26 protein-coding genes are annotated in these 22,841 nt (G+C 71.1%); 17 read left to right on the top strand and 9 right to left on the bottom strand.

All coding sequences use genetic code 11. The features are described 5' to 3' along the window. Position 1: 1 nt before the first annotated feature. From EYW40_RS04280 to EYW40_RS04250, 7 genes are all read left to right on the top strand, one after another. Positions 2-976 carry an AAA family ATPase gene (locus EYW40_RS04280; RefSeq protein WP_135820368.1) on the top strand — a complete coding sequence of 325 codons (975 nt, stop codon included), beginning with the start codon at positions 2-4 and terminating at the stop codon, positions 974-976. Between the two features lie 79 nt (positions 977-1,055). After that, positions 1,056-1,769, top strand: a complete 714-nt coding sequence (locus EYW40_RS04275; RefSeq protein ID WP_135820367.1) for a queuosine precursor transporter — start codon at positions 1,056-1,058, stop codon at positions 1,767-1,769. Between the two features lie 75 nt (positions 1,770-1,844). Continuing rightward, the gene (locus EYW40_RS04270; protein ID WP_135820366.1) at positions 1,845-2,114 is read left to right on the top strand and encodes a hypothetical protein; all 270 of its coding nucleotides are present in this window, start codon (positions 1,845-1,847) and stop codon (positions 2,112-2,114) included. Positions 2,115-2,290: 176 nt separating this feature from the next. Next, positions 2,291-3,331, top strand: a complete 1,041-nt coding sequence (locus tag EYW40_RS04265) for a metal ABC transporter substrate-binding protein (protein WP_135820365.1) — start codon at positions 2,291-2,293, stop codon at positions 3,329-3,331. Continuing rightward, entirely contained in the window at positions 3,328-4,068 is a 741-nt protein-coding gene (locus EYW40_RS04260) for a metal ABC transporter ATP-binding protein (RefSeq protein WP_135820364.1), read from the top strand. The genes EYW40_RS04265 and EYW40_RS04260 overlap by 4 nt, the downstream gene beginning before the upstream one ends. After that, positions 4,061-4,912 (top strand): metal ABC transporter permease, encoded by an 852-nt coding sequence (locus EYW40_RS04255; protein WP_135820363.1) that lies wholly within the window; start codon positions 4,061-4,063, stop codon positions 4,910-4,912. The genes EYW40_RS04260 and EYW40_RS04255 overlap by 8 nt, the downstream gene beginning before the upstream one ends. A 97-nt stretch (positions 4,913-5,009) precedes the next feature. Continuing rightward, a complete protein-coding gene (locus EYW40_RS04250; RefSeq protein ID WP_135820362.1) occupies positions 5,010-8,027 on the top strand; it encodes an FAD-binding and (Fe-S)-binding domain-containing protein in 3,018 nt (1,005 codons plus the stop codon). Between the two features lie 37 nt (positions 8,028-8,064). Here the strand turns inward: EYW40_RS04250 and EYW40_RS04245 are convergent, their stop codons facing one another. Further along, positions 8,065-8,814 (bottom strand): SIR2 family NAD-dependent protein deacylase, encoded by a 750-nt coding sequence (locus EYW40_RS04245; protein WP_135820361.1) that lies wholly within the window; start codon positions 8,812-8,814, stop codon positions 8,065-8,067. Between the two features lie 81 nt (positions 8,815-8,895). Continuing rightward, positions 8,896-10,110 (bottom strand): acyl-CoA dehydrogenase family protein, encoded by a 1,215-nt coding sequence (locus EYW40_RS04240; protein ID WP_135820360.1) that lies wholly within the window; start codon positions 10,108-10,110, stop codon positions 8,896-8,898. A 166-nt stretch (positions 10,111-10,276) separates the two neighbouring features. On the opposite strand from EYW40_RS04240, the gene EYW40_RS04235 reads away from it, so the two are divergent. After that, a complete protein-coding gene (locus tag EYW40_RS04235) occupies positions 10,277-10,528 on the top strand; it encodes an MTH865 family protein (protein WP_135820359.1) in 252 nt (83 codons plus the stop codon). 36 nt (positions 10,529-10,564) lie between these two features. Here the strand turns inward: EYW40_RS04235 and EYW40_RS04230 are convergent, their stop codons facing one another. Beyond that, positions 10,565-11,341: an SDR family oxidoreductase gene (locus EYW40_RS04230; RefSeq protein ID WP_135820358.1), complete on the bottom strand. Its 777-nt coding sequence runs from the start codon at positions 11,339-11,341 to the stop codon at positions 10,565-10,567. Between the two features lie 210 nt (positions 11,342-11,551). Between EYW40_RS04230 and EYW40_RS19510 the strand changes: the two genes are divergently transcribed. The 3 genes from EYW40_RS19510 to EYW40_RS04220 all read left to right on the top strand — a co-directional run bounded on the left by EYW40_RS19510 (position 11,552) and on the right by EYW40_RS04220 (position 12,951). Continuing rightward, complete coding sequence (locus EYW40_RS19510; protein ID WP_161973155.1) at positions 11,552-11,716, top strand: hypothetical protein; 165 nt, start codon at positions 11,552-11,554, stop codon at positions 11,714-11,716. Between the two features lie 326 nt (positions 11,717-12,042). Continuing rightward, the gene (locus EYW40_RS04225; RefSeq protein ID WP_135820357.1) at positions 12,043-12,345 is read left to right on the top strand and encodes a hypothetical protein; all 303 of its coding nucleotides are present in this window, start codon (positions 12,043-12,045) and stop codon (positions 12,343-12,345) included. 276 nt (positions 12,346-12,621) lie between these two features. Further along, a complete protein-coding gene (locus EYW40_RS04220) occupies positions 12,622-12,951 on the top strand; it encodes a hypothetical protein (protein WP_135820356.1) in 330 nt (109 codons plus the stop codon). 17 nt (positions 12,952-12,968) lie between these two features. Here EYW40_RS04220 and EYW40_RS04215 read toward each other — a convergent pair whose 3' ends face one another. Both EYW40_RS04215 and EYW40_RS04210 read right to left on the bottom strand, forming a co-directional pair. Next, complete coding sequence (locus EYW40_RS04215; RefSeq protein WP_135820355.1) at positions 12,969-13,760, bottom strand: enoyl-CoA hydratase/isomerase family protein; 792 nt, start codon at positions 13,758-13,760, stop codon at positions 12,969-12,971. Positions 13,761-13,785: 25 nt separating this feature from the next. Beyond that, positions 13,786-15,348: a long-chain-fatty-acid--CoA ligase gene (locus EYW40_RS04210; RefSeq protein WP_135820354.1), complete on the bottom strand. Its 1,563-nt coding sequence runs from the start codon at positions 15,346-15,348 to the stop codon at positions 13,786-13,788. 147 nt (positions 15,349-15,495) lie between these two features. Between EYW40_RS04210 and EYW40_RS04205 the strand changes: the two genes are divergently transcribed. After that, a complete protein-coding gene (locus tag EYW40_RS04205) occupies positions 15,496-16,593 on the top strand; it encodes an aminopeptidase (protein ID WP_135820353.1) in 1,098 nt (365 codons plus the stop codon). Between the two features lie 208 nt (positions 16,594-16,801). On the opposite strand, the gene EYW40_RS04200 is transcribed toward EYW40_RS04205, so the two are convergent. The 3 genes from EYW40_RS04200 to EYW40_RS04190 form a co-directional block, all read right to left on the bottom strand. Further along, positions 16,802-17,701, bottom strand: coding sequence for a glycosyltransferase family 2 protein (locus EYW40_RS04200; protein ID WP_135820352.1), 900 nt, complete (start codon positions 17,699-17,701; stop codon positions 16,802-16,804). Positions 17,702-17,756: 55 nt separating this feature from the next. After that, positions 17,757-18,464 (bottom strand): class I SAM-dependent methyltransferase, encoded by a 708-nt coding sequence (locus tag EYW40_RS04195; protein WP_135820351.1) that lies wholly within the window; start codon positions 18,462-18,464, stop codon positions 17,757-17,759. Between the two features lie 120 nt (positions 18,465-18,584). Next, on the bottom strand, positions 18,585-18,992 hold the full coding sequence (locus tag EYW40_RS04190; protein ID WP_135820350.1) for a PPOX class F420-dependent oxidoreductase: 408 nt from the start codon (positions 18,990-18,992) through the stop codon (positions 18,585-18,587). Between the two features lie 137 nt (positions 18,993-19,129). Here EYW40_RS04190 and EYW40_RS04185 point away from each other — a divergent pair, with 137 nt between their 5' ends. The 4 genes from EYW40_RS04185 to EYW40_RS04170 all read left to right on the top strand — a co-directional run bounded on the left by EYW40_RS04185 (position 19,130) and on the right by EYW40_RS04170 (position 21,515). Continuing rightward, a complete protein-coding gene (locus EYW40_RS04185) occupies positions 19,130-19,414 on the top strand; it encodes a winged helix-turn-helix domain-containing protein (RefSeq protein WP_135820349.1) in 285 nt (94 codons plus the stop codon). An 81-nt stretch (positions 19,415-19,495) separates the two neighbouring features. Then, on the top strand, positions 19,496-20,269 hold the full coding sequence (locus EYW40_RS04180) for an MBL fold metallo-hydrolase (RefSeq protein WP_135820348.1): 774 nt from the start codon (positions 19,496-19,498) through the stop codon (positions 20,267-20,269). A gap of 92 nt (positions 20,270-20,361) precedes the next feature. After that, positions 20,362-21,063 carry a YkgJ family cysteine cluster protein gene (locus EYW40_RS04175; RefSeq protein ID WP_135820628.1) on the top strand — a complete coding sequence of 234 codons (702 nt, stop codon included), beginning with the start codon at positions 20,362-20,364 and terminating at the stop codon, positions 21,061-21,063. A gap of 56 nt (positions 21,064-21,119) precedes the next feature. Then, complete coding sequence (locus tag EYW40_RS04170; RefSeq protein ID WP_135820347.1) at positions 21,120-21,515, top strand: TRAM domain-containing protein; 396 nt, start codon at positions 21,120-21,122, stop codon at positions 21,513-21,515. A gap of 54 nt (positions 21,516-21,569) precedes the next feature. Here EYW40_RS04170 and EYW40_RS19845 read toward each other — a convergent pair whose 3' ends face one another. Then, entirely contained in the window at positions 21,570-21,746 is a 177-nt protein-coding gene (locus EYW40_RS19845; RefSeq protein ID WP_202614426.1) for a hypothetical protein, read from the bottom strand. A gap of 119 nt (positions 21,747-21,865) precedes the next feature. Between EYW40_RS19845 and EYW40_RS04165 the strand changes: the two genes are divergently transcribed. Then, positions 21,866-22,834 (top strand): nucleotidyltransferase family protein, encoded by a 969-nt coding sequence (locus tag EYW40_RS04165; protein WP_135820346.1) that lies wholly within the window; start codon positions 21,866-21,868, stop codon positions 22,832-22,834. Positions 22,835-22,841 lie beyond the last annotated feature (7 nt).

Raw genomic sequence — 22,841 nt, 5'->3', positions numbered from 1 at the left:
GATGAGCGAGTCCCCGACACGCAGCGTCGACGAGGCCGCCGCCGAGTGCTCGGCGATCCTCGACGCGGTCCACGAGGCCGTCATCGCCGACAGACAGTTCCCCCGTACCGTCCTCCTGGGGGTGCTCGCCCGCGGCCACGTCCTGCTGGAGGACGTGCCGGGCACCGGGAAGACCCTCACCGCCCGGTCGATGGCCGAGGCGCTCGGCCTCTCCTTTAACCGCATCCAGTTCACGCCGGACCTCCTGCCCTCCGACATCACCGGCACCCACGTGTACGACGAGACGGACGGCACCTTCGAGTTCAACGAGGGGCCGGTGTTCGCGAACGTCGTGCTGGCCGACGAGATAAACCGCGCGCCGCCGAAGACCCAGGCCGCCCTGCTGGAGGCCATGGAGGAAGGGCAGGTCACCGTCGACGGCGACACCCACGTCCTGCCCGACCCCTTCTTCGTGATCGCCACCCAGAACCCCGTCGAGCAGGAGGGCACGTTCGAACTGCCCGAGGCCCAGCGGGACCGCTTCGTCGTGAAGACGGAGATGGGGTATCCGGGCCGGGGCGGCGAACTCCAGTTGCTCAAGCGCCGCGCGAACCGCAGCGAGCAGTCCCCGGCCGTGGAGCAGGTGATCGAGGGGGCCGACGTGGCGGACCTGCAGGCGGTCCCGGAGACGGTGAGCGTCGACGACGCGATCCGCGGCTACATCGTCGACCTCTGCCGGGAGACGCGGTCGGACCCCCGGGTCGAGGTCGGCGTCTCCCCGCGGGGCGTCCAGCGGCTGTTCGAGGCCGCGCGGGCCAACGCCGTCATCGCCGGCCGGGACTTCGTCGCGCCCGACGACGTACAGGGCGTCGCCCAGCCGGTGCTGGCCCACCGCCTCGTGCTCACCACCGAGGCGTCGGTCAACGGCGTCGAGAAAAGCGCCGTCGTCGCCGACGTGCTGAACCGCGTCGCGGTGCCGGCGATGGCGACCGAGTGAGGCGGCCGACGGCGCGGACGCGTCGGCCCACGACGAGCCGTTTCGGAGGGCTGAAGGGGGCGACGGGCCTCGCTGGGGTATGAGCGACACACATCCGGGCACCCCGACCGTCGGACAGGTCTCCCTCGTGGCCCTGTTCGTCACGGCGCTGGTGACCGCACAGCTGACCGCGACCAAGATACTGGCGTTCGGCCTCCCCGTCTCCGTCCCCGTGGCGGGCGACCAACTGCTCCTGCCGGGGGCCGCGCTGGCCTACGCCGTCACGTTCCTCGCGAGCGACTGCTACGCCGAACTGTACGGCCGCCGCGCGGCGCAGGTGGTCGTCAACGTCGCGTTCGTCATGAACTTCGTCGTGCTGGCGCTGGTGTGGTCGACGATCCTCGCCCCGGCGTCGCCGGCGGGCGTCGACGCCGGCACGTTCGAGACCGTGCTGGGCGCGAGCACGAACATCGTCCTCGGGAGCCTGCTCGCCTACGTCGTCTCGCAGAACTGGGACGTGGTCGCCTTCCACCGCCTGCGGGAGTACACCGACGGCGACGCGCTGTGGCTCCGCAACGTCGGGTCGACCGCGAGCAGCCAGGCCATCGACACCGTCATCTTCGTCTCGGTCGCCTTCTTCGTCGCCCCGCGACTGCTCGGCGTCGGCGGCGCGCTGGAGCCACCGGCGATACTCTCCCTCATCGTCGGTCAGTACCTGCTGAAACTCGCCATCGCCGTGCTCGACACGCCGGTGGTGTACGCCGTCGTGGCCGCCGTCCGCGACCGCGAGGGGAGCGCCGTCGCCCCGACCTGACCGGGACCTCTCGCCGCCGCGACCGGTAGGCCCGCTGACTGCGACGCTTTTCACCGCCCCCGTGGGACGACCGACATGGCCAGCGACCCGTCGGTCGAGGCGGTGGAGGAGGGCGACGACTACTACCACGTCCGCTTTCGCGACCCCGACGAGTTCGACGAGATACGCACGCCCGACTGGGCGGACGAAGCGTCCGACTCGGTGTCGGAGGGGAGCGAGGTCCGGACCGGAAAAGAGGAGGGGAGCGACGACTGGGAGGTTCAGAGCGTCCTGATAAAGAAAAGCGTCGGCGAAGGGAAGGCCCGGGAGCAGGCCGAAGAGATAGTCGAGACGATCCGGTCCTGACGCCGCGGTCCGCCACGGGACTCGTTTTCGTCGCCGTCCGCTGCCGGCCCGGTTCGGCCGCGGGACCGCGTTTCTGTCCCGATGCGCTCGGTAGCTGTGCGTGGGGCAACGATATAATAACAGAGAATCTTTGAATAATAGCTCTTATTAAGATAGGATATAGAGTTAATACCGAGATGAACGGACTGACTCGACGCGGGATGCTCGCGACCGGCGCTGGAACGCTTGCGGCGGCCGTCGCCGGCTGTCTCGGCGGCGTCTCGGGCGACGACGGCGGCACGACGGCGGAGGCCTCGTTTTTCGTGCTCGGGGACTTCGCGGCGGAAGTGGCGGGCGACGCCGCCGACGCCGAGACGCTGGTGCCGGTCGGCCAGCACGGTCACGGCTGGGAGCCGTCCGGCCAGCTCCAGCGAAACGTGCTGACCGCCGATGCCTTCGTCTACATGGGCGAGGGGTTCCAGCCGTGGGCCGACGACGTCGTCGCGAACGTCGAGCGCGACGACGAGGACGTCGAAGTCGTCGCCGCGCGGCGCGACGTCGACCACCTGCCGCCGGACGGGAGCCACGACGGACACGACGACCGCGACGAGCACGACGGGGAGAACCACGACGACGGCCACGACGGCGACGACCACGGGGACGGGAGCGAGGATCACGACGACGGCGGGCACGACCACGGGGACGCCGACCCCCACTTCTGGCTCGACCCGACGCGCGCGGCGACGGCCGTCGGGACGATCGCCGACGGGTTCGCGGCGGTCGACCCCGACAACGAGTCCGCCTACCGGGACAACGCCGCGGCGTACCGGGACCGGCTGGCGGCGCTCGACGACGAGTTCGAGGCCGCCCTGTCGTCCGCGTCGCGGGACGCCGTGCTCGTGGCCGGGCACAACTCCTTCCAGTACATGGGCCGCCGGTACGGCTTCGAGGTCCACGCGCTGACGTCCGTCTCGCCGGACGACTCCCCCTCCCAGCGGGACATCGGGGCGGCACAGGAAATCATCGAGCGCCACGGGATTGACCACGTGCTCGCGCCGACGTTCGAGGCCGACCGCGCCGCCGAACTGCTCGTCGAGGACACCGACGCGAGCGAGGTCCTGCCGATCACGCCGATCCCCGGCCGGACGGAGGCGTGGGCGGACGAGGGGTGGGGGTACGTGGAGGTGCAGGAGCACGTGAACCTGCCGTCGCTGCGGACGGCGCTGGGTGCCGAATGACGGTCGTCGACGTCGACGGGGTGACGTTCGGCTACGGCCCACGGCCGGCCGTCGAGGACGTGACGCTGCGCGTGGAGGCCGGGGAGTTCCTCGGCCTCGTCGGGCCGAACGGCTCCGGCAAGAGCACGCTCGTCGCGCTGCTACTCGGGCTCCGCCGCCCGGACGCCGGCTCGGTCGAACTGTTCGGCGAGCCGGCCCACGAGTTCGGCGACGGCGAGCGCGTCGGCTACGTCGCGCAGAACGCGGCCGGCGGCGACGGCGGGATGCCGGTCACCGTCCGCGAGGCGGTGCGCATGGGCCGGTACCCGCGCGTCGGGTTCGGCCGGTTCCGCGACGCCGACCGCGCGGCCGTCGAGCGGGCGATGGACACCGTCGGCGTGGCCGACCTCGCGGACCGACAGCTGCGGCGGCTCTCGGGCGGGCAGCGCCAGCGGGCGTACATCGCCCGCGCGCTTGCCGGCGACGCGGACCTGCTCGTGCTGGACGAGCCGGCGGTCGGCGTCGACGCGGAGTCGCGGGCGGCGTTCTACGACCTGCTCGCCGACCTCAACGCCGACGGGCTCACCATCGTGCTGGTCGAGCACGACATCGGCGTCGTGACGAGCCACGCCACGAGCGTCGCCTGCGTCAACTGCTCGCTGGAGTACCACGGCGACCCTGCGGACTTCGTCGAGAGCGACGCGCTGTCGCGGGCGTACGGCGCGAACCGGCAACTGCTCCGTCACGACCATGATTGACCTGGTCGAGATGGTCGGTTTCCGGTTCATGCAGCGGGCGCTGGTGGCCGGGGTCTGCGTCGCCGTCGTCGCCCCGCTGGTCGGCAGCTTCCTCGTCCACCGCGAGATGGCGCTCATCGGCGACGCGCTCGCCCACACGGCGTTCGCGGGGGTGGCGATCGGGCTGTTCGTCGGCTCCGCGCTCGCCGTCCCGGTGTCGCCCGAACTGGCCGCGCTCGTCGTCGCCGTCCTCGCCGCCCTCCTGATCCAGGCCATCGCCGAGCGGACGGACGCGTACGGCGACGTGTCGATGGCGATAGTCCTCTCGGGCGGGTTCGCGCTCGGAAGCGTGGTGATCAGCCTCGACGGCGGCATCTCGGTGGGCATCCGCCAGTACCTGTTCGGAAGCCTCGCGACCGTCACGGAGGGCAACGTCCGGCTGCTGGTCGCCCTGACCGTCCTCGTCGTCGCCGTCGTCGGGGCCACGTACCGCAAACTGGCCTACGTCACGTTCGACGAAACCGCGGCGCGCGTCGGCGGGGTCGACGTGGGGCTGTACAACCGCCTGCTCGTCGTGCTGACCGCGGTGGTCGTCGTCGGCGCGATGCGGATCATGGGCGTCGTCCTCGTCGCCGCGATGCTGGTCGTCCCGGTGGCGGCCGCCTCGACGGTCGCCCGGAGCTTCCGGCAGTCGGTCGCGCTCGCGGTCGTCGCCGCGCAGGTCGCCGTGCTCGTCGGCGTCACCGTCTCCTACGCGCACGGCACCGCGGCCGGCGGGACGATAGTCCTCGCGGCGATCGCGGTGTACGCGGCCGCCCTCGCCGCCCGCGCGCTCGGCTCCCGCCTGCGGACCGCGGCCCGGTAAGCCGAGCCGTGACCCGAACGCTGACGTAGGCCGACGCGAAACACGGGCGTATGCACTTATCGAACTCACGGGTAACGGTATCCGGGTGGGTCAGCCGATGACCGCCAGCCGCGGCGGCCCGGGCACGCGAGCCGACCCCAGCGCGGACGACCGTGCACCCTACGACTACGCGGGCGGGTCGGTCGACCGCCCCGGCCTCGTCGACGACCTGGAGGGCCTCGTCGACGGCGAGGTGCGGTTCGACGAGTACAGCCGCCAGCTGTACGCCACCGACGCCAGCGCGTACGAGCGCACCCCGATCGGCGTCGTCTTCCCGACGCGGACGGACGACGTGGCGGCGGTGATGGAGTACTGCGCCGAGCGGGAGATCCCCGTGCTCCCGCGGGGCGGCGGGACGAGCCTCGCGGGCCAGACCGTCAACGAGGCGGTCGTGCTCGACTTCACGCGGCACATGGACGCCGTCCTCGACGTGGACCCCGACGCGCGCCGGGCGCGGGTCCAGCCGGGGACCGTCCTCGCTGACCTCAACGCCGATCTGGAACCCCACGGTCTGAAGTTCGCGCCCGACCCCGCGTGGGGCGACAAGAGCGCCATCGGCGGCGCGGTCGGCAACAACTCGACCGGCGCACACTCCCTGCAGTACGGCAAGACCGACGCCTACGTCGAGGAGGCGGAGGTCGTCCTCGCGGACGGCACCGTGACAACGTTCGGCGAGGTGAGCCGCGAGACGATCCGCGAGCGCGCCGGCGACGGCGACGTGGAGGCGCGGGTGTACGCCGAGGTCGACCGGATACTCGACGAGGAGCGCGACGAGATAGACGCCCGCTACCCGGAGCTGAAGCGCAACGTCTCGGGGTACAACCTCGACAAGCTGGTCGAGGGGGCCGACGACGGGACGGTCAACCTCGCGAAGCTGCTGGCCGGGAGCGAGGGGACGCTTGCGGTCGTCACCGAGGTCGAGGTGTCGCTCGAACCGATCCCGGCGACGAAGTCGCTCGCCCTGCTGTCGTACGGCAGCGTCGTCGAGGCGATGGAGGACGTGGAGCCGATCCTCGAACACGACCCCGCGGCGGTCGAACTGGTCGACGACGTGCTCATCGACCTCGCCCGGGACACCGCTGAGTTCGAGGACGTCGTGGCGATGCTCCCGGAGGGGACCGACTCGGTCCTGCTCGTTGAGTTCTACGCCGACGACGAGGCCGAGGGCCGCGAGAAGGTGGCCGGGCTGCTCGCCGACCGCGTGCCGGCAAGCGACGCGTCGGCCCCCGACGGCGCGCCGGCGACCGGCGCAGAGGCCCGCGCCGTCGCCGCGCTGGAGGCCCACGACGCCGACGACCGAGCGCGGTTCTGGAAGCTCCGCAAGTCCGGCCTCCCAATCTTGCTGTCGCGGACGACCGACGAGAAGCACATCTCGTTCATCGAGGACTGTGCGATCCCGCCGGAGCACCTCCCGGCGTACGTCGCCGGCTTCCAGGAGATCCTGGAGGACCACGACACGTTCGCCAGCTTCTACGCCCACGCCGGCCCGGGCGTGCTCCACATCCGGCCGCTCGTCAACACCAAGTCCGACATGGGGGCCGAGACGATGGAGTCCATCGCGGACGACGTGACCGACCTCGTCGTCGAGTTCGGCGGCAGCGTCTCCGGCGAGCACGGCGACGGCCGCGCCCGCACCCAGTGGAACCGGAAACTGTACGGCGACGAGCTGTGGTCGACGTTCCGCGACCTCAAGTCGGCGTTCGACCCCGACTGGCTGCTCAACCCCGGGAACGTCTGCGGCGACCACGACATGACCGAGCACTTCCGGTACGGCGACGACTACGAGTTCGACGCCGGCTTCGACCCGGAACTGAACTGGGAGAACGACCAGGGGTTCCAGGGGATGGCCGAACTGTGCCACGGCTGTGGCGGCTGCCGCGGCGAGCAGGACACCACCGGCGGCGTGATGTGCCCGACGTACCGCGCCGAGGACGAGGAGATCCTGAGCACCCGCGGCCGGGCGAACGCGCTCCGGCAGGCGATGAGCGGCGACCTGCCCGACGAGGAGCAGCTATCGGGCGAGTTCGCCGACGAGGTGCTCGACCTCTGTATCGGCTGCAAGGGCTGTGCGAAGGACTGCCCGAGCGAGGTCGACATGGCGAAGCTGAAAACGGAGGTGACCCACGAGCGCCACCAGCGGGAGGGGGCGAGCCTCCGGGACCGCGCCTTCGCCAACTTCGACTCGCTGGCGGCCCTCGGGAGCGCGACCGCGCCCGTCTCGAACTGGCTGCCGAAGCTCCCCGGCGCGCGGGCCGTCATGGAGAAGGCGTTCGGGATCGCCCGCGAGCGCTCGCTGCCGTCGTTCAGCCGGGAGACGCTCCGGGACTGGTTCGAAGCCCGCGGCGGCCCCGCCGTCTCGCCGGGCGAGGCCGAGCGCACGGCGGTGCTCCTGCCCGACACGTACACGAACTACACTCACCCCGAGCGCGGGAAGGCGGCCGTCCGCGTGCTGGAGGCCGCGGGTGTCCGCGTGGAACTGGCCGAGGCGACCGACAGCGGCCGCCCGGCCCACTCGAAGGGCTTTCTCGACGCCGCCCGCGACACCGCCGCCGACGTGGTCGCCGAACTCGCGCCGGAGGTCGACGAGGGCCGGGACGTGGTCGTCGTCGAGCCGTCCGACGCCGTCATGCTCCAGTCCGACTACCTCGACCTGCTGTCGGGCCGGGACGTGGACCGAGTCGCCGAGAACGCCTACGGCGTCTGCGAGTATCTCGACGCGTTCGGGCTGGACGACGCGCTCGACGCGGACGCCGCGGGCGCGCTCACGTACCACGGCCACTGCCACCAGAAGGCGACGAAGAAGGACCACCACGCGGTCGGCGTCCTCCGCCGGGCCGGCTACGACGTGGACCCGCTCGACTCCACCTGCTGCGGGATGGCCGGTACGTTCGGCTACGAGGCCGAGCACTACTCGATGAGCCAGGCGATCGGCTCGATCCTGTTCGACCAGGTCGTCGAGAGCGACGGCGACGAGGTCGTCGCGCCCGGCGCGTCCTGCCGGACGCAACTGGGCGACCGGGAGGGCGCGGGGCCGCCGGCCCACCCCGTCGAGAAACTGGCCGCCGCGCTGGAGTAGGTCGGCAGCGGTGACGCGGGCCGGTCGTCCCGCAGTATCAGTCCGACACGGCGTCGGCGACCGCCGGCAACACCTCGGTCACGTCCCCCCGGAAGACGTGGGCCGCGCGGTCCGCGGCCCGCGTCGGTTCGGCGTTGACGACCGCCAGCGTCGCCCCGCCCTCGGCCGCCCGCCGCGGGAGGCTGGCCGCCGGTTCGACCGTCAGCGAGGTGCCCGCGACGAGCATCGCGTCGCAGCCGGCCGCGTGGCTCTCCGCGGCCGACAGCGCCGCTTCCGGCAACCGCTCGCCGAAGAGGACGGTGTCGGGCTTCAGGAGGCCGCCGCAGTCGCAGCGCGGCGGGGCCTCGCCGTCACGGACGCGCTCGACCGCCGCCTCGGCCGCCACCGACGCGTCGCAGCGTCGGCAGGTCGCGCGGTCGCCCCGGCCGTGGAGTCGCACCACGCGCTCGCCCCCGGCCGCCGCGTGCAGGCCGTCGACGTTCTGCGTGACCACAGCGTCGACGTGGCCGGCGGCCTCTAGGTCGGCCAGCGCCTCGTGGGCGGCGTTCGGTGCGGCGTTTCCGGAGATCTCGGCGTGGAGGTCGACCCAGTCCCGCCAGAACGCGCTGGGCTCCGCGAGGAAGCGCCGGACGTGGAAGTCGCTCTCGTCGTAGCGCTCCCACAGGCCGCCGTCGCCGCGGAAGTCCGGGATCCCGGAGGCGGTGCTGACGCCGGCACCGGTGAGCGCGACGGCGCGGTCCGCGGCGGCCAGCGCCTCGGCGAGGGCAGTCACGTCGGCGTCGTTCATGGGCGGCGGTACGGCGGCAGCGAGCAAAAGCACGACGGGGGCGGCGGTCGGGGCTCCGTGACCGGGTAACGGGCGGCCGGCTCAGCCCTCGTACCGCGTGATCCCCTCGATGGCGTCCTCGTTCACGCCGTCGTACGCGTCGCGGGCGATCACCCGACGGTGGACCTCGTCGGCCCCGTCGATGATGCGGAACGCGCGGACGTTCTCGTAGAAGTCCGCCAGCGGCAGGTCCTTTCCGATGCCGTTGCCGCCACAGAGCTGGATCGCCTCGTCGACGGCGTGCTGGACGGCGTTGGCCGTGAACACCTTCGACATCGCCACCGGGACGCGGCCTTCGCCGCCCTCGGCGATGGTACGGGCCGCGTGGCGGACCATCGTCCGGGCGGCGTGCAGTTGCGTCTCGGCGTCGGCGACGCGGTGGCGCAGCGACTCTTTCTCGGCGAGCGCCTCGCCGAACGCCTGCCGCTCGGCGGTGTACGCCTTCGCTATCTCCAGGGCGCGCTGGGCCATCCCGCTGTAGCGCATGCAGTGGGTGAGCCGGGCCGGGCCGAGCCGCCGCTGGGCGATGGCGAAGCCGGCGTTTTTCGCGCCGAGCATGTTCGCCTCGGGGACCCGGACGTCGCGGTACCGGATCTCGGCGTGGCTCATCCCCGTCACCTCGCCGCCGACGTGGGGGATGTCCCGAACGACCTCGACCCCGTCCGCGTCCGCGGGCACGAGGAACATCGAACACCCCTGGTACGGGTGGGCGTCCGGGTCCGTGCGGGCCATCACGATGAGCACGTCGGCCTCGGTGCCCTGCGTCGTCCACCACTTGTGGCCGTTTATCACCCACTCGTCGCCGTCCCGCTCGGCGGTCGTCCGGATCATCTTCGGGTCGGAGCCGCCGCCCTGAAGCGGTTCGGTCATCGAGAACGCCGACCGCGCCTCGCCCTCGGCGAGGGGGCGGAGCCAGCGCTCCTTCTGTTCGTCCGTGCCGACCATCTCCAGCGTGTGCATGTTCCCCTCGTCGGGGGCGGCCGCGCGGATCGCCGCCGGGCCGAGCAGGCTCCGCCCGGCCGCCTCGAACACGGGGAGGGCCTCGCGGAAGTCCAGGCCGAGGCCGCCGTACTCCTCGGGGATCTGGGGGGCGTACACCTCGCGCTCCCGGGCCCGCTCGCGGAGCGTCGCCACCGTCTCCGCCGAGACGGGCCCGTCGCCGAGCAGGTCCCGCTCGACGGGGATCACGTCCTCCTCGACGAACGCGCGCGTTCGGTCGGCCACCTCGCGGCCGGCCGCCGGGTCGTGGTAGTCCATACCGTCTCCCACGGTCGGCGCGGTGTAAAAACTTCCCCCGAATTGTCCGTTTCCGCGGCCCGGGCCGACGCCGACCACGGGTTCCGGGCGAATCCGCCGCTCGACCGCGGCACCTCTCGGAAAAACTACACCAAAATTTAATATTTATGCCCCAAAAGGGGGTTGCATGGCAGACGAAGATGACCTCCGGCAACAGATGATCGACGCGTTCGAAGGTGCCGACTACCCCATCTCCAGCCCGATGGACCTCGTCCCGGCGCTCCCCGACGGCCCCGGAACGAAGTTCGAGTCCGGCGACTTCTCGATGACGGCGATGGAGCTCAACACGAAGCTGCCCGGCGGCGACTTCCCGTACGACTCGGCGGAGGCGTTCGTCGACGACGTGATAGAGCAGCTCAAGGACCAGGACTACCTGTAGCCCCGCCGGACCGACCCGGCGACGCGGCCCGATTTCTCAGTAGGAGAACAGGTCGGCACCGCCGGTGACGCCGATCACCTGTCCCGTCACGTAGCCCGCCAGGTCGCTGGCGAGGTACGCGACGAGGTTCGCGACGTCCTCCTCGCGCCCCAGCTTCTTCATCGGCGTCGCCTGCCGGACGCGCTCGTACTGGGGCTCGAACGCCTCCAGCTCCTCCGGCGAGAGGTCCGCGAGCGCGCCGACGACGATGCTCGGCGCGAGCACGTTCGACGTGACGCCGTGTTTCGCGCCCTCCAGCGCCAGCGTCTTGCCGAAGCCGGTCATCCCGGCCTTCGTCGTCGCGTACGACAGCTGCGCGAAGTTGCCGCCGACGCCCGCGATGCTCGCCATGTTGATCACCCGACCCCAGCCGCGGTCGCACATCGCCGGGAACACCTCCGTCGTCACGTTGTACGCGCTCGTGAGGTTCACCTCGAGGTCGCGGTCCCACTTCTCGTCGTCGAAGTCGCCCACGCGGGCGACGGTGTCGACGATGCCGGCGTTGTTCACCAGCACGTCGACGCCCCCGGTCCGTTCGCGGACCCCCTCGACCGCCGCGGCCACCTCGTCGCGGTCCGTCAGGTCGCACTCGACCGCGAACGCGTCGCCGCCGTCGTCGCGGATCCCCTCTGCGACAACCTCCGCCGAGTCGCCGTCGACGTCCACCACGGCGACCTCCGCGCCCTCGCGGGCGAGCACCTCGCAGTCCACGCTCCCGATGCGGCCGGCGCCGCCCGTCACCAGCGCGGTCCGACCGTCAAGTCCGAGATCCATGCACACACCGTGCGGGCGCGCTCGCTTAACCGTTTGGGACAGTGAACGCTCGGAAAGTTTTCGGCCGTTCCGGTGGGCGGCGGTTATGGCGCGGACGACGTTCATGATCGATGTGAATAAAACGCGGTTGTGAACCCCAAGCACACCGCCAGTAGTTTTATTTTCCCAACCGTTCTGGCATGGAGTACACCGTCTCCGGGTGAGATCACGATGACCATCGCAACGCCACACTGGACGACCGCTCGCGCGACGAGCGGTCCGTCCAACGAGTCCGAGGGTGCTACCTCGGCGGCCGTCGTCTCCGACGGCGCGGCGTTCGGCGATGGGTGCGACGTGACTCGCCCGCGCGCTCGGACCGAACCCCTCGCCGCGTAGGACGCCGCCGAGGGTCGGCCCGTTTCTCCGGAACTCCACCGTTCCGGGGACGGGTCCGTCCCTCGACGGGGGTCGGGCCGAGCGCGGTTCTCCGACCCCTCACGGCGTTTCCCGGCGAGCCCCGGGCGTGCGACGGTGGCGACCGCCCCGCGCGCCCCGCTGGCGCTCCCGCCGACGGCCGTCCGGTCCCCGGACACCGCCCGTCGCCGAGCACGACGGCGCTGGAGAGGTATCGCTACCGACCGCCCCACCCCCGCCGCGGCAGCCCGCCGCGGCCCCGGACCGTCCCGCACGGGACCCGCGCGTTCGACTCGCGCCGGGGGAGTATGCAGGCCAGACAGATGCCCGCGGCGACAGTGACCGCCGAGATCGAACTGCGGGTGCCCCGCGACGGCGAGGCCCTGGAGCGCGACGCCGAGACCGTGCTGGAACGCGTCGACGGCGTCGCCGAGGCCGACGTCGACCGCCTGACCGGCGTCACCCCGACCCTGAACGACCTGCAGGTGGGCGTCGCCGTCCGCCTGACGTTCGACGAGCGGCCGGCCGACGCCGCGGCCGCCCGCGAGACGCTCGCCGACGGCTTCGGCGTCGCCGACGTGGCGGATGTCGAGGTCGCCGACGCGGCGTGACCGCCGCCGCTCCCAGGGGTACCGCGAGGGGGCAGGTTCGACTCCTGCCGGGAGCCTATGCACGATATCCCCCGCCCCGTGACGCTTCCGGGGCACGGATCCGACGCACGCACGACGGACGGCCGGCCGCCCTACCTCGGGGCTGGCCGGGCCGCCTGACCCCGCGACGGTCCACCTGAGGACCGTCGCCGTCCCGACCGACTTGGGTCGGCCGGAACCGCCGCGCCGACCCCGCGGAGTCGCATCGCTCGCCGACCGAACCCGCACACGACACCCATGTTCCGACGACACGACTCAGACCGACACGACGCACCGCTCGCCGACCGACTGTCCGCCGCCGCCGCGGACGCCGCCGAAGGCGTCGCCGACCGCGCCCGGCGGCCCCCGCCCGTCCTCGACGCGGCGCTGGCCGTCACGGCGGTCACCGCGCTGTTCGCCGCCGCCGCCCTCTCCGCCGCCGCCGCGCTGGCGTTGGCCGCCGTCGTCGGCGGTCCCCTGGCGGGCGCGGCAGCCGTCGCGCTGGCGCTGGCCGCCGTCCTCGTCGCCCTGCCGCTGGCGGCGGTCCGGGTCGCCGCGGCGGCGGCGGAGCGCGCCCTCGCGGCCTGACGCCGGGGTCGGGCGCGCTACCGCCCCTCGAACGACGGGTCGCGGCCCTCCATGAACGCCTCCGCGCCCTCGCGGTGGTCCGCGGACTCGAACACCGCCGCCTGCGCGTCGGCCTCGCACTCCACGGCCTCGCGGAGCGACCGCCCGGAGCCGCGGTTCAGCAGGCGCTTCGACGCCCGCAGGGCGACGGTCGGCCCCGAGGCGATCCGGTCGACCAGTTCGGCGGTCCGCTCGTCGAACTCGTCGTCCGGGTAGACGCGGTTGAGCACGCCCAGATCCGCCGCCTCCGCCGCGGGGAGGCGCTCGCCGGTGAACACCAGTTCCTTGGCGACGTTCTCGCCGACGAGCCGCGGCAGGAGGTAGGAGGTGCCGGAGTCGACCGCGAGGCCGACGTTCCGGAAGCCGAAGCTCACCGACGACGACTCGCTGGCGACCTGCAGGTCGCAGGCGATGGCGAGGTTCGCGCCCGCGCCGAAGGCCGCGCCGTCTATCTTCGCCACGGTCGGGAGCGGGCACTCCGCGACGCGGGCGACCGCCCGCCCCGTCAACTCGATGACGATCCGCACCTTCTCGGCCGTCGTCACGTCGCCGGCCAGCCCCTCGATCATCATGTTCACGTCGCCGCCGGCGGAGAACGTGTCGCCAGCGCCCTCGACGACGAGACAGCGGGCGTCGCTCCCCTCGACGTCGTCGACGGCGTCGATCAGGCCGCGGGCGACGTCCTCGGTCAGCGCGTTGCGGGTGCCCGGCTGGTCGATCGTCACCGTGGCGACCCCGTCGTCGTAGCCGACCGTGACCGCCTCGCTCATGCGACCCCTCGTCCGGCAGTCCGTCTCACTCGTCGTCACCCACGAGTTCGAACTTCTGGACCTTCCCCGTGGTCGTCCGGGGCAGTTCGTCGACGAACTCGACCTCGCGGGGGTGTTTGTACTCCGCGAGGTTGTCGAGGCAGTACTGCCGTATCTCGTCGGCGGTCACGTCGGCGTCCGGGGTGGTCACCACGAACGCCTTCACCGTCTCGCCGCGGCGCTCGTCGGGGATGCCGACGACCGCGGCCTCGGCGACCGCCTCGTGTTCGAACAGCAACTCCTCGACCTCGCGCGGATAGACGTTGTAGCCGCCGCTGACGATGACGTGTTTCTCCCGGTCGACGACGAAGTAGAAGCCGTCCTTGTCGTAGTAGCCCACGTCGCCGGTGTGGAACCAGCGCTGCCCGTCGGCCTCGGTGAAGGCCTCCTCGTTGGCCGCCGGCAGGCCGGCGTACCCCTTCATCACGTTGGGGCCGCTGACGACGAGTTCGCCGGTGATCTCGTCCAAGTCCACCTCGTCCTCGTCGACCGGTCCCTCCTCGACGGGCGGGACCGTCTCGAAGTCGTCGTCGACGATGCGGGCGTCGACGCCCTCCAGCGTCTTCCCGATGCTGCCGACGCGGCGGCCGGCCTCGGGGCTGTTGAAGTGGGTGACGGGGCTGGTTTCGGTGAGGCCGTACCCCTCGTAGATGGTCGCCTCGTACAGTTCCTCGAACCGCCGGAGCACCTCCGCCGGGATGCCGGCCCCGCCGACGCCACAGAGGCGCAGCGAGGAGAGGTCGAACTCCTCGGCGTCGGGCTGGTTGATGACGTCGTTGTACATCGCCGGGACGCCGTGCATCATCGTGAGCTCCGCCTTCTGGATCAGGCCGACCGCCTGCTGGGCGTCCCACTTCGGGAGCGGGTAGTACGCGCCGCCGCGGAACAGCGTCGCGTTCATCACGACGGTCATTCCGTAGATGTGGAACAGCGGGAGGACGCCGAGCTGTCTGTCGTCGGGCTTGATCCCGCCCGGCACCAGGTCCGCCGCCACGTTCGCGTTCGAGTCGAGGTTCCGGTGGGTGAGCTGGACCCCCTTCGGCTGGCCCGTCGTACCGCTCGTGTACGGCTGGACCGCGACGTCGTCGTCATCGCGCTCGACCACGTCCGCCGGCTCGTCGGCGAGGAACGCCTCGAACGGCGTCCCCGCGTCGGCCTCGCCGCCGACCGTAACGAGGTGTTCGACGGCGGTGTCGTCGCGCACCTCCTCGACGAACGGCGCGAGGTCCGCCAGCGCCACGACGACTTCGGCCCCGCTGTCGCCGAGCAGGTGGCCGATCTCCCGGGACTTGTACTGCGGGTTCATCGGCACCACGACGCCGCCGGCCCGGAGCGTGCCGTGGAACGCCGTGACGAACTGCGGCAGGTTCGGCAGGTACACGGCGACGCGGTCGTCCGGCTCGATGCCCCTCTCGGCCAGCGCCGCCGCGAACTGCCCGGTTCGGTGCCAGAGCCCGCCGTAGCTGACGTCGGTTCCGTCGAAGTGTACCGCTGTCGACTCGGGCCGCTCGGCGGCCACCTCGCCGACGTTCCGTACTAGGTTTGTCATTGTCCATCGTTAACGTTGATGTCGCGGATGTAAAACCTTCCGCCCGTTTCCTGTTTTCGTCGGGACACCTCCCGGTCCTCGCCCGGTGGCCGCCGTCGCCGGGTGGATCCCGCCGGTTCTTTTACCGCCGCCGGCACAGGGGCGAGTATGGACGACAGGGTTCGCGAGCACGCCGAGGTGCTCGTTGACTGGAGCGCGCGGATAGAGGACGGCGACAACGTAGTCGTCTCCGTCGGCCCGGCGGCCCACGACCTGGCGGTCGCCGTCGCGGAGAAACTCGGGGAGCGCGGCGCGAACCTCCTCGCGACGTACTCCTCCGGCGAGGTGCGCCGGGCGTATCTCAACGCACACGACGGCGAGTTCGACGCGGACCCGGCCCACCAGTTGGCGATGTACGAGAACGCCGACGCGGTCCTCTCCCTGGGCGGCGGCCGGAACCGGGCCGCGATGGCCGACGTGCCGAGCGAGCGCCGCGGAGCGTCCCGGGAAGCGATGAAGGGAGTCGGCGAGGCCCGGCTGGACACCGACTGGGTGTCGACGCTGCATCCAACGCGCTCGCTGGCCCAGCAGGCCGGGATGTCCTACGAGGCGTATCAGGACTTCGTGTACGACGCCGTCCTGCGTGACTGGGAGTCGCTCGCCGACGAGATGGCCAGGATGAAGGAGGTGCTGGACGCGGGGAGCGAGGTCCGCCTCGTGAAGGATGGCACCGACCTGACGATGTCGATCGAGGGGCGTACGGCGGTCAACAGCGCCGCCTCGGTCGCCTACGACTCCCACAACCTGCCGAGCGGCGAAGTGTTCACCGCGCCGTACGCGACGGAGGGCGAGGTGCTGTTCGACGTGCCGATGACGCTGCGGGGCACTGCCGTCCGCGACGTGCGCCTCACCTTCGAGGACGGCGAGGTAGTCGACTACGAGGCCGCGCAGGGCGAGAGCGTGGTCGGCGACATCGTCGAAACCGACGAGGGGTCGCGCCGCCTCGGCGAACTCGGGATCGGCATGAACCGCGGCATCGACCGCGTCACCGACAACATCCTGTTCGACGAGAAGATGGGCGAGACGGTCCACCTGGCGCTGGGCCGCGCCTACGACAGCAACCTGCCCGAGGGCGAATCCGGCAACGACAGCGCCGTTCACGTCGACATGATCACGGACACGAGCGAGGACGCCCGCCTTGAGGTCGACGGCGAAGTGATCCAGCGGAACGGCCGGTTCCGGTGGGAGGACGGGTTCGAAGAGTAGGTGGCAGCTCTCACACCTCACACCGCTCGACGGCCGGGCGGGCGGCGAGGCCCCGCCGCGGGCCGAGCCGTCCAACCCGGGGGAGGGCAGGCTGGCAGCGATTAGTCAGCAGCGAGCATCCGCGAGCGCTCCGGCGCTCGCGGCCTTTTTTGATCGACATTTTTTGGCCGAGCGGTCGCCGCAGGCGACCCGAGGCGAAAAAAGGTCGTTAGCGCCAGTCGTACCGCTCGACGACGCGGTCGTGGCGGTCGGCCAGCCCGTTGGGGTTGCCGTCGCCGTCGCGCGACCGGGCGGCGAAGCCGTCCTTGCTGCCGGCGACGATGCCGCGCAGGACGCTCCGGCCGTTGCCGAGCCACGCCGACGGCTCCACGTCGCCCCGGACCACGTCCTTGGCGACCGCGACGGCGTCGGAAACTGCGAGGCCGGCCATCCGCCGGGGGACGCAGTGGTGGACGCCGTAGTTCTTGCAAAGCTGGTAGGCCAGCGAGCGGTGTCGCCACCCCCAGTCGTGCTCCGTGCGGCCGCCGTCGGTGCCGTACTCGCCGCGGACGCTCATCTCCGGCGTCCAGGCGACGGTCCGGTCCGCGCCGGCGAGGCGGTGGGAGGCGTCCCGCGCGCCGCCGCGTTCGAGGTACTCGTCGAAGCCGTCGATCGCCTCGACGGCGTCGCGGGCGAACGCGACGTTGTTCCCGTTGAAGAAGGTGACCGACCGGCCGGCGTACGTCCGGGTCTCCTCGTCCTCGGTGGTCATCCCCGCGCGGAGCGTGCGGTGGGTCGGGCCGGTGACCGCGTCGGCCCCGTCGGAAAGCGTCGACTCGACGGCGTCGTACCACGACGGCTCGACCGCGAGCCGGTAGCCGAGCACGGCGACGGCCTCGCCCGTCGACGCCTCGATGCCGGCGTTCCGGGCGACGTTGACGTTGCGGTCCGATATCTCGAGCAGGAGGTCCACGTCGTCGCGCTCGCGGACCATCCCCGTCGTCCCGTCCGACGACGGGCCGTTGACCACGACCACCTCGGCGTCGGGGGCGTGGTCGGCGAGCGCGTCGAGACACCGTTCCAGTCGCTCTCGGCCGTTGAGCGTCGGAACGACTACCGAGAGCTCCATACGGTCCTATAGGTCCAACAGCGGTTAAAAGATCATTGGATGGTCCCCAAAAGCGTCACTCGACCGACGCGTTCCAGTAGGAGACGGAGGCGAGGCTGTCGCCGACGGGCGAGCGGCCGATCCCGGTGTCGATGCCGCGGACGGTGCTGGCGAGGCTGTTAGGGATCTTGCGGTAGAAGCCGTACGGGAGGACGAAGTCGTGCTCGTCGCCGACGAGTCGGAGGTCGGCTTTCGCCAGCAGCGACTCGACCTCCGAGCGGGAGTAGAGCCGCGACCCCATCGGGAGGAGCCAGTTGTAGATGCTCCGGGTGCTAAAGCGGTTGAACGTGTCGAAAAACACCTGGTCCTTCGAGACGCGGCGCATCTCGCTCAGGAACGCCGCGGGGGTGTCCGCGAGGTGGAAAAACCGCATGGCGAACACGGTGTCGAAGTGGTCGTCGGGGAACGGCAGGCGCGCGGCGTCGCCGCGCATGAACTCCAGCGTGTCGTCGACGCCGGCCGAGCGGGCCTTCTCCCGCCCCTGCTGGAGCATCGGCCCCGAGATGTCGAGTCCGACCACGTCGGCCCCGCGCTCCGCGAGCATGACCGTGAACCGGCCGGTGCCACAGGCTATCTCGAGGACGCGCTTGTCGTCGACGGGGCCGACGGCGTCGAGGACCGCCTCCTTCTCGCGGCGGTCGATGAGTCGCCCCCCGCGGGAGAACCGCTTCTCGTCGTACTCCTCGGCGACGTCGGACTCCTGATACCACTCCTGTCCCTTCACGCTGTGGTGATTTCCTCGCCCCTGGAATAAAACGGTACTGGAGTCGTTCCGCCGACCCGGTCCGGCGCTTCGAGCGGTCCCGCGCCGCGGTGGACGGGTTCCGGCCGCCGTCCGCGGGCGCTACTCGCCGCCGGTGCGGACCTCGTCGGGCCGGATCCGGATGATGACGCGCTCGCCGGACTCCTCGCCGTGGTTGGGGTACTCGTCGACGCCCATGTACCGTTCGGCGAGCCGGTCGATGTGTTCGACCGCTCCCTCCGTGGTGACCTCCTCGACGGTCCCCGTGACCGAGAGGTAGCGGTACGGGTCGTCGGGGTCCAGCATCGACAGCGCGACGGTCCCGTTGTCCCGGACGTTTCGCTCCTTCCGCCGCCCGCGGGCGGTGTTGACCAGGAGTTCGCCCGCGTCGGCGTCGTAGTCGACCCACACCGGCGTCACGTGTGGGGTCGCGTCGTCCTCCTGTGTCACGAAGTGTGCGAACGTCTCCTTCTCGAACAGGTCGCGGTGGGAGGCTGGTATTTCGACCACGGTTGGGGCGAGGTCCGGGTCGGAAAAAACGGTGTCGAGACGACACCTTATATGATAATGATACACCTAATATTGTGCACATTGTTTGAACCCCCATATAGCCAAGCTTTACTTACAACGTTTGCCGAGTGGGTGCCATGAGCACCAGCGCGACGGACGACCGCTCGAAGGATACCGAGGAGACACCGCTGTCGGACACGGAGTTTCGCGACCGCCTCCGCGAGCTCCCGCCGAGTGCCAAACTCGTGGCGAAAGTCCTGGAATCGGACGCGCCGCTCTCGCAGGGCCAGCTCGCGGAGGAGTCGCTGCTGCCCGACCGGACCGTCCGCTACGCGCTGAACCGCCTGGAGGACGACGACCTCGTCAACTCCCGGTACTCCTTCCAGGACGCGCGGAAGCAGGTGTACTTCCTGAACAACTGATCAACCTTCTCCCGGATCGGTCAGCGATCCGAACGAACCGACTCCGTCGGTTTTCTTACCCCCAGCCACCCAACGACGAGCATGGACGCTATCGACCGCGTCGCCGTTCCGGCGGCCGGCGCGCCCGGCGGGACGACGAACGCCTACCTCGTCGGCCGCGACGCCGCCCTGCTGGTCGACCCCGCCGCGCGGACCGACGACCTCGACGCCGCCATCGAGGCGCGCGACGTCGCCCACGTCGCGGTCACGCACGCACACCCCGACCACATCGGCGGCGTCGCCGAGTACGCCGCCCGCTGCGACGCGACGGTCTGGTGCCGCGCCGGCCGCGCCGAGCGGTTCGAGCGGGCAACCGGCGTCGCCCCCGATGAGACGTTCCGCGAGGGGACCGTGATCCCGGCGGCCGGCGGCGTCACCGTCCTCGACACGCCCGGCCACGCGCCCGACCACGTCGCCTTCGTCGCCGGCGACGACGTGCTGGCCGGGGACCTCGCCGTCGCCGAGGGGAGCGTCGCGGTGGCCGCGCCGGAGGGCGACCTCCGGGGCTACCTCACCGCGCTCCGCCGGCTGTACGCCCGTGACCCCGCCCGACTGCTCCCCGGTCACGGCCCCGTGATCGACGCGGTCCGCGAGACCCTGGCGCGACTCCTCGCCCACCGCACGGACCGCGAGCGGAAGGTGCGCCGGGCCGTCGCGGACGGCGCGCGGACCGTCGACGAGGTGGTCGACGCCGCCTACGCGAAGGACCTGACCGGCGTCCGCGACCTGGCGGCCGGCACCGTCCGCGCCCACCTGGAGAAACTCGCCGTCGAGGGCGTGGTCGCGTGGGACGGCGAGCGGGCGACGCCGCGGTGAGTCACGGCCGGACCACAGCCGTCGGGTTCGAGGGGGTTCGGCGGCTGGTCCCCGACCGCGCTCCTTTTGCCGCCCCGGACGTACCGTCGGGCATGGAGAGCCTCGAAGCCGAACTGGAGCGCGCCCGCGACCTCGACGTGGCGGCGCTGGCCGACGCCGTCGAGTCCATCGGCTTCGAGTGCACGCGCTGCGGGGCCTGCTGCAAGGCCGACGACGAGGACCCACACACCGCGACCGTGTTCCCCGACGAGGTGCGGGACCTGCAGGACGGGGAACGCGACTGGCGCGACGTCGCCCGGCCGATGCCGTACGGGCTGACCGACGGCCCGGACGGCCCCGAGGGCGAGACGTTCGAGTGGGCGCTCCAGACGGACGGCTGTGGCGACTGCGCGTTCTACGCCGAGGACGACGACGGAACCGGGGCCTGCACGGTCCACGAGGACCGCCCGCTGATCTGCCGGACGTACCCGTTCAGCGTCGCGCTGGCCGGCACCAGCCAGCCCATGGGCGAGGCGGTCGACAGCGTCCCCGTGGACGGGCAACGACCGGACGGCGACGCCGGCGACGGGTCGGGGCTGCTCCGCGCTCACGAGTGCGAGGGGCTCGGCCGGGACATCTCCCGCGAGGACGCCGAGGACCTGGCCGTGGCCCTCAAGGAACGCGCGGTCCGGGAACTCGAGGAGGCGATCGCCGTCCGGGATACGTACGAACCGGTCGAGGCGGGCCCGGGTGAAGTCGTCGTCCACGACTCCGAGGGCGCGAAGTCCGCCGACGGCACGCCGCGGGACCGCTGAGCGGCGGCGGTACTTCTTTAACGGATGAATCCGAGGTACATGCTGGAGGTTTGACCTTGGAAATATCTGATGAACTCCTGTGTCTGTTCAGTGCCGACGTGTCCGTTCAGGACGACAAGTACGTCGTGGAGGTACCGCGCCGGGAGGTCGAAACCGGCGCGGTCGAGGCCGGCGGGACGTATCGCGTCGCGCTCATCTCCAGCGAGGACGCCTCCGAGTCCGAGGAGTCGTCCTCCGGCGCGCCCCCCGAGCCCCAGCCGCCGGTCGAGGTCGGCGAGACCCGCTACGTCGAGATCGAGGACATCGGCAAGCAGGGTGACGGCATCGCCCGCGTCGAGCGCGGCTACGTGATCATCGTCCCCGGCGCGGAGGTCGGCGAGCGCGTGAAGATCGAGGTGACGGAGGTCAAGTCGAACTTCGCGGTCGGCGAGATCATCGAGGAGACCTTCTGAGGCGTCCGTCGGCGCGTCGACGGACGATCGACGACCGACGGAGCGCCGCCCGCGTCACTTCGTGAAGTAGGGCGGCTCGTCGCGTTCCCCCAGCGCCCACTCGAGCTCCGCGATGGCCCGCAGCAGTTCGACTTCCATCTCGTCCTCGACGGGCGTCGTCGGCGGGTCGTTCGCGTCGTACTTCTCCTCCAGGGCGTCGATCCGTGCCCGCAACTCCGTTTCCGATCTCATCTACTGCTTCCGGCAACGCGGCCCGGGGTAATAGAAGCTGGTGCTCCCGCCTCGCTCGGCCCGCGGTCGGACTGCCAGGAAGGATAAAGGACTTACCACGCGCCGTCGTCGCTCCGGGTATGGACGCAGTCGTGCTTGCGGGAGGCTACGCCACTCGACTCTGGCCGATCACGAAGAATCGGCCCAAGATGTTCCTGCCGATCGGCGACGCGACGGTCATCGACCAGATATTCGCCGAACTGGAGGGCGACGACCGGATCGACGACGTGTACGTCAGCACGAACGAGCGGTTCGCCGACGACTTCCGCGAGCACCTCGCCGACAGCGGGTTCGAGAAGCCGACGCTCTCGATCGAGGACACCGAGGAGGAGGACGAGAAGTTCGGCGTCGTCGGCGCGCTCGCCCAGCTGGTCGACCGCGAGGGCGTCGACGACGACCTGCTGGTCATCGCGGGCGACAACCTGATCAGCTTCGACGTCGCCGAGTTCGTCGACTTCTTCCAGGAGAAGGGGGAGCCGACGCTGGCCGCCTACGACGTGGGGTCGAAGGAGCGCGCGAAGTCGTACGGGCTGGTCGAACTGGAGGGCGACCGCGTCGTCGACTTCCAGGAGAAGCCGGAGGACCCGAACAGCACGCTCGTCTCCATCGCCTGCTACGCCTTCACCGCCGACACGCTCGGTGCACTGGAGGAGTATCTGGAGAGCGGGAACAACCCCGACGAGCCGGGCTGGTTCGTCCAGTGGCTGCAGGACCGCCAGCCGGTGTACGCCTTCGCCTTCGACGAGGCGTGGTTCGACATCGGCACCCCCGAGAGCTACCTCGACGCCGTCGCCTGGCACCTGAACGGCGACAACCGGATCGCCCCGGACGCGACCATCGAGGACAGCACGGTCGGGGAGAACGTCCACGTCATGTCCGGCGCCGAAATCGTCGACTCGCACGTCGACTCCTCGATCATCTTCTCCGACGCGACGTTACACGGCACCGACGTGCGCAACTCGATCATCGACCGCGACACCGACCTCCACAACCTCGACCTGGCCGGCGCGCTCATCGGCGCACACACCGAGATCCGGAACGGCGAGTAAGGCGTTG

The organism is Halostella litorea (genome assembly GCF_004785955.1).
Lineage (GTDB): Archaea > Halobacteriota > Halobacteria > Halobacteriales > Natronoarchaeaceae > Halostella > Halostella litorea.
This window is presented reverse-complemented; position numbering and strand designations above follow the sequence as displayed.

Bases quoted from the DNA above. Each gene is read 5' to 3' on its own strand.
- EYW40_RS04175 (WP_135820628.1), top strand. From the start codon at position 20,362: ATGGAGAGCCTCGAAGCCGAACTGGAGCGCGCCCGCGACCTCGACGTG.
- EYW40_RS04250 (WP_135820362.1), top strand. From the start codon at position 5,010: ATGACCGCCAGCCGCGGCGGCCCGGGCACGCGAGCCGACCCCAGCGCG.
- EYW40_RS04275 (WP_135820367.1), top strand. From the start codon at position 1,056: ATGAGCGACACACATCCGGGCACCCCGACCGTCGGACAGGTCTCCCTC.
- EYW40_RS04260 (WP_135820364.1), top strand. From the start codon at position 3,328: ATGACGGTCGTCGACGTCGACGGGGTGACGTTCGGCTACGGCCCACGG.
- EYW40_RS04245 (WP_135820361.1), bottom strand. From the start codon at position 8,814: ATGAACGACGCCGACGTGACTGCCCTCGCCGAGGCGCTGGCCGCCGCG.
- EYW40_RS04270 (WP_135820366.1), top strand. From the start codon at position 1,845: ATGGCCAGCGACCCGTCGGTCGAGGCGGTGGAGGAGGGCGACGACTAC.
- EYW40_RS19845 (WP_202614426.1), bottom strand. From the start codon at position 21,746: ATGAGATCGGAAACGGAGTTGCGGGCACGGATCGACGCCCTGGAGGAG.
- EYW40_RS19510 (WP_161973155.1), top strand. From the start codon at position 11,552: ATGACCATCGCAACGCCACACTGGACGACCGCTCGCGCGACGAGCGGT.
- EYW40_RS04225 (WP_135820357.1), top strand. From the start codon at position 12,043: ATGCAGGCCAGACAGATGCCCGCGGCGACAGTGACCGCCGAGATCGAA.
- EYW40_RS04235 (WP_135820359.1), top strand. From the start codon at position 10,277: ATGGCAGACGAAGATGACCTCCGGCAACAGATGATCGACGCGTTCGAA.
- EYW40_RS04180 (WP_135820348.1), top strand. From the start codon at position 19,496: ATGGACGCTATCGACCGCGTCGCCGTTCCGGCGGCCGGCGCGCCCGGC.
- EYW40_RS04165 (WP_135820346.1), top strand. From the start codon at position 21,866: ATGGACGCAGTCGTGCTTGCGGGAGGCTACGCCACTCGACTCTGGCCG.
- EYW40_RS04265 (WP_135820365.1), top strand. From the start codon at position 2,291: ATGAACGGACTGACTCGACGCGGGATGCTCGCGACCGGCGCTGGAACG.
- EYW40_RS04210 (WP_135820354.1), bottom strand. From the start codon at position 15,348: ATGACAAACCTAGTACGGAACGTCGGCGAGGTGGCCGCCGAGCGGCCC.
- EYW40_RS04185 (WP_135820349.1), top strand. From the start codon at position 19,130: ATGAGCACCAGCGCGACGGACGACCGCTCGAAGGATACCGAGGAGACA.
- EYW40_RS04255 (WP_135820363.1), top strand. From the start codon at position 4,061: ATGATTGACCTGGTCGAGATGGTCGGTTTCCGGTTCATGCAGCGGGCG.
- EYW40_RS04230 (WP_135820358.1), bottom strand. From the start codon at position 11,341: ATGGATCTCGGACTTGACGGTCGGACCGCGCTGGTGACGGGCGGCGCC.
- EYW40_RS04200 (WP_135820352.1), bottom strand. From the start codon at position 17,701: ATGGAGCTCTCGGTAGTCGTTCCGACGCTCAACGGCCGAGAGCGACTG.
- EYW40_RS04280 (WP_135820368.1), top strand. From the start codon at position 2: ATGAGCGAGTCCCCGACACGCAGCGTCGACGAGGCCGCCGCCGAGTGC.
- EYW40_RS04240 (WP_135820360.1), bottom strand. From the start codon at position 10,110: ATGGACTACCACGACCCGGCGGCCGGCCGCGAGGTGGCCGACCGAACG.
- EYW40_RS04215 (WP_135820355.1), bottom strand. From the start codon at position 13,760: ATGAGCGAGGCGGTCACGGTCGGCTACGACGACGGGGTCGCCACGGTG.
- EYW40_RS04205 (WP_135820353.1), top strand. From the start codon at position 15,496: ATGGACGACAGGGTTCGCGAGCACGCCGAGGTGCTCGTTGACTGGAGC.
- EYW40_RS04220 (WP_135820356.1), top strand. From the start codon at position 12,622: ATGTTCCGACGACACGACTCAGACCGACACGACGCACCGCTCGCCGAC.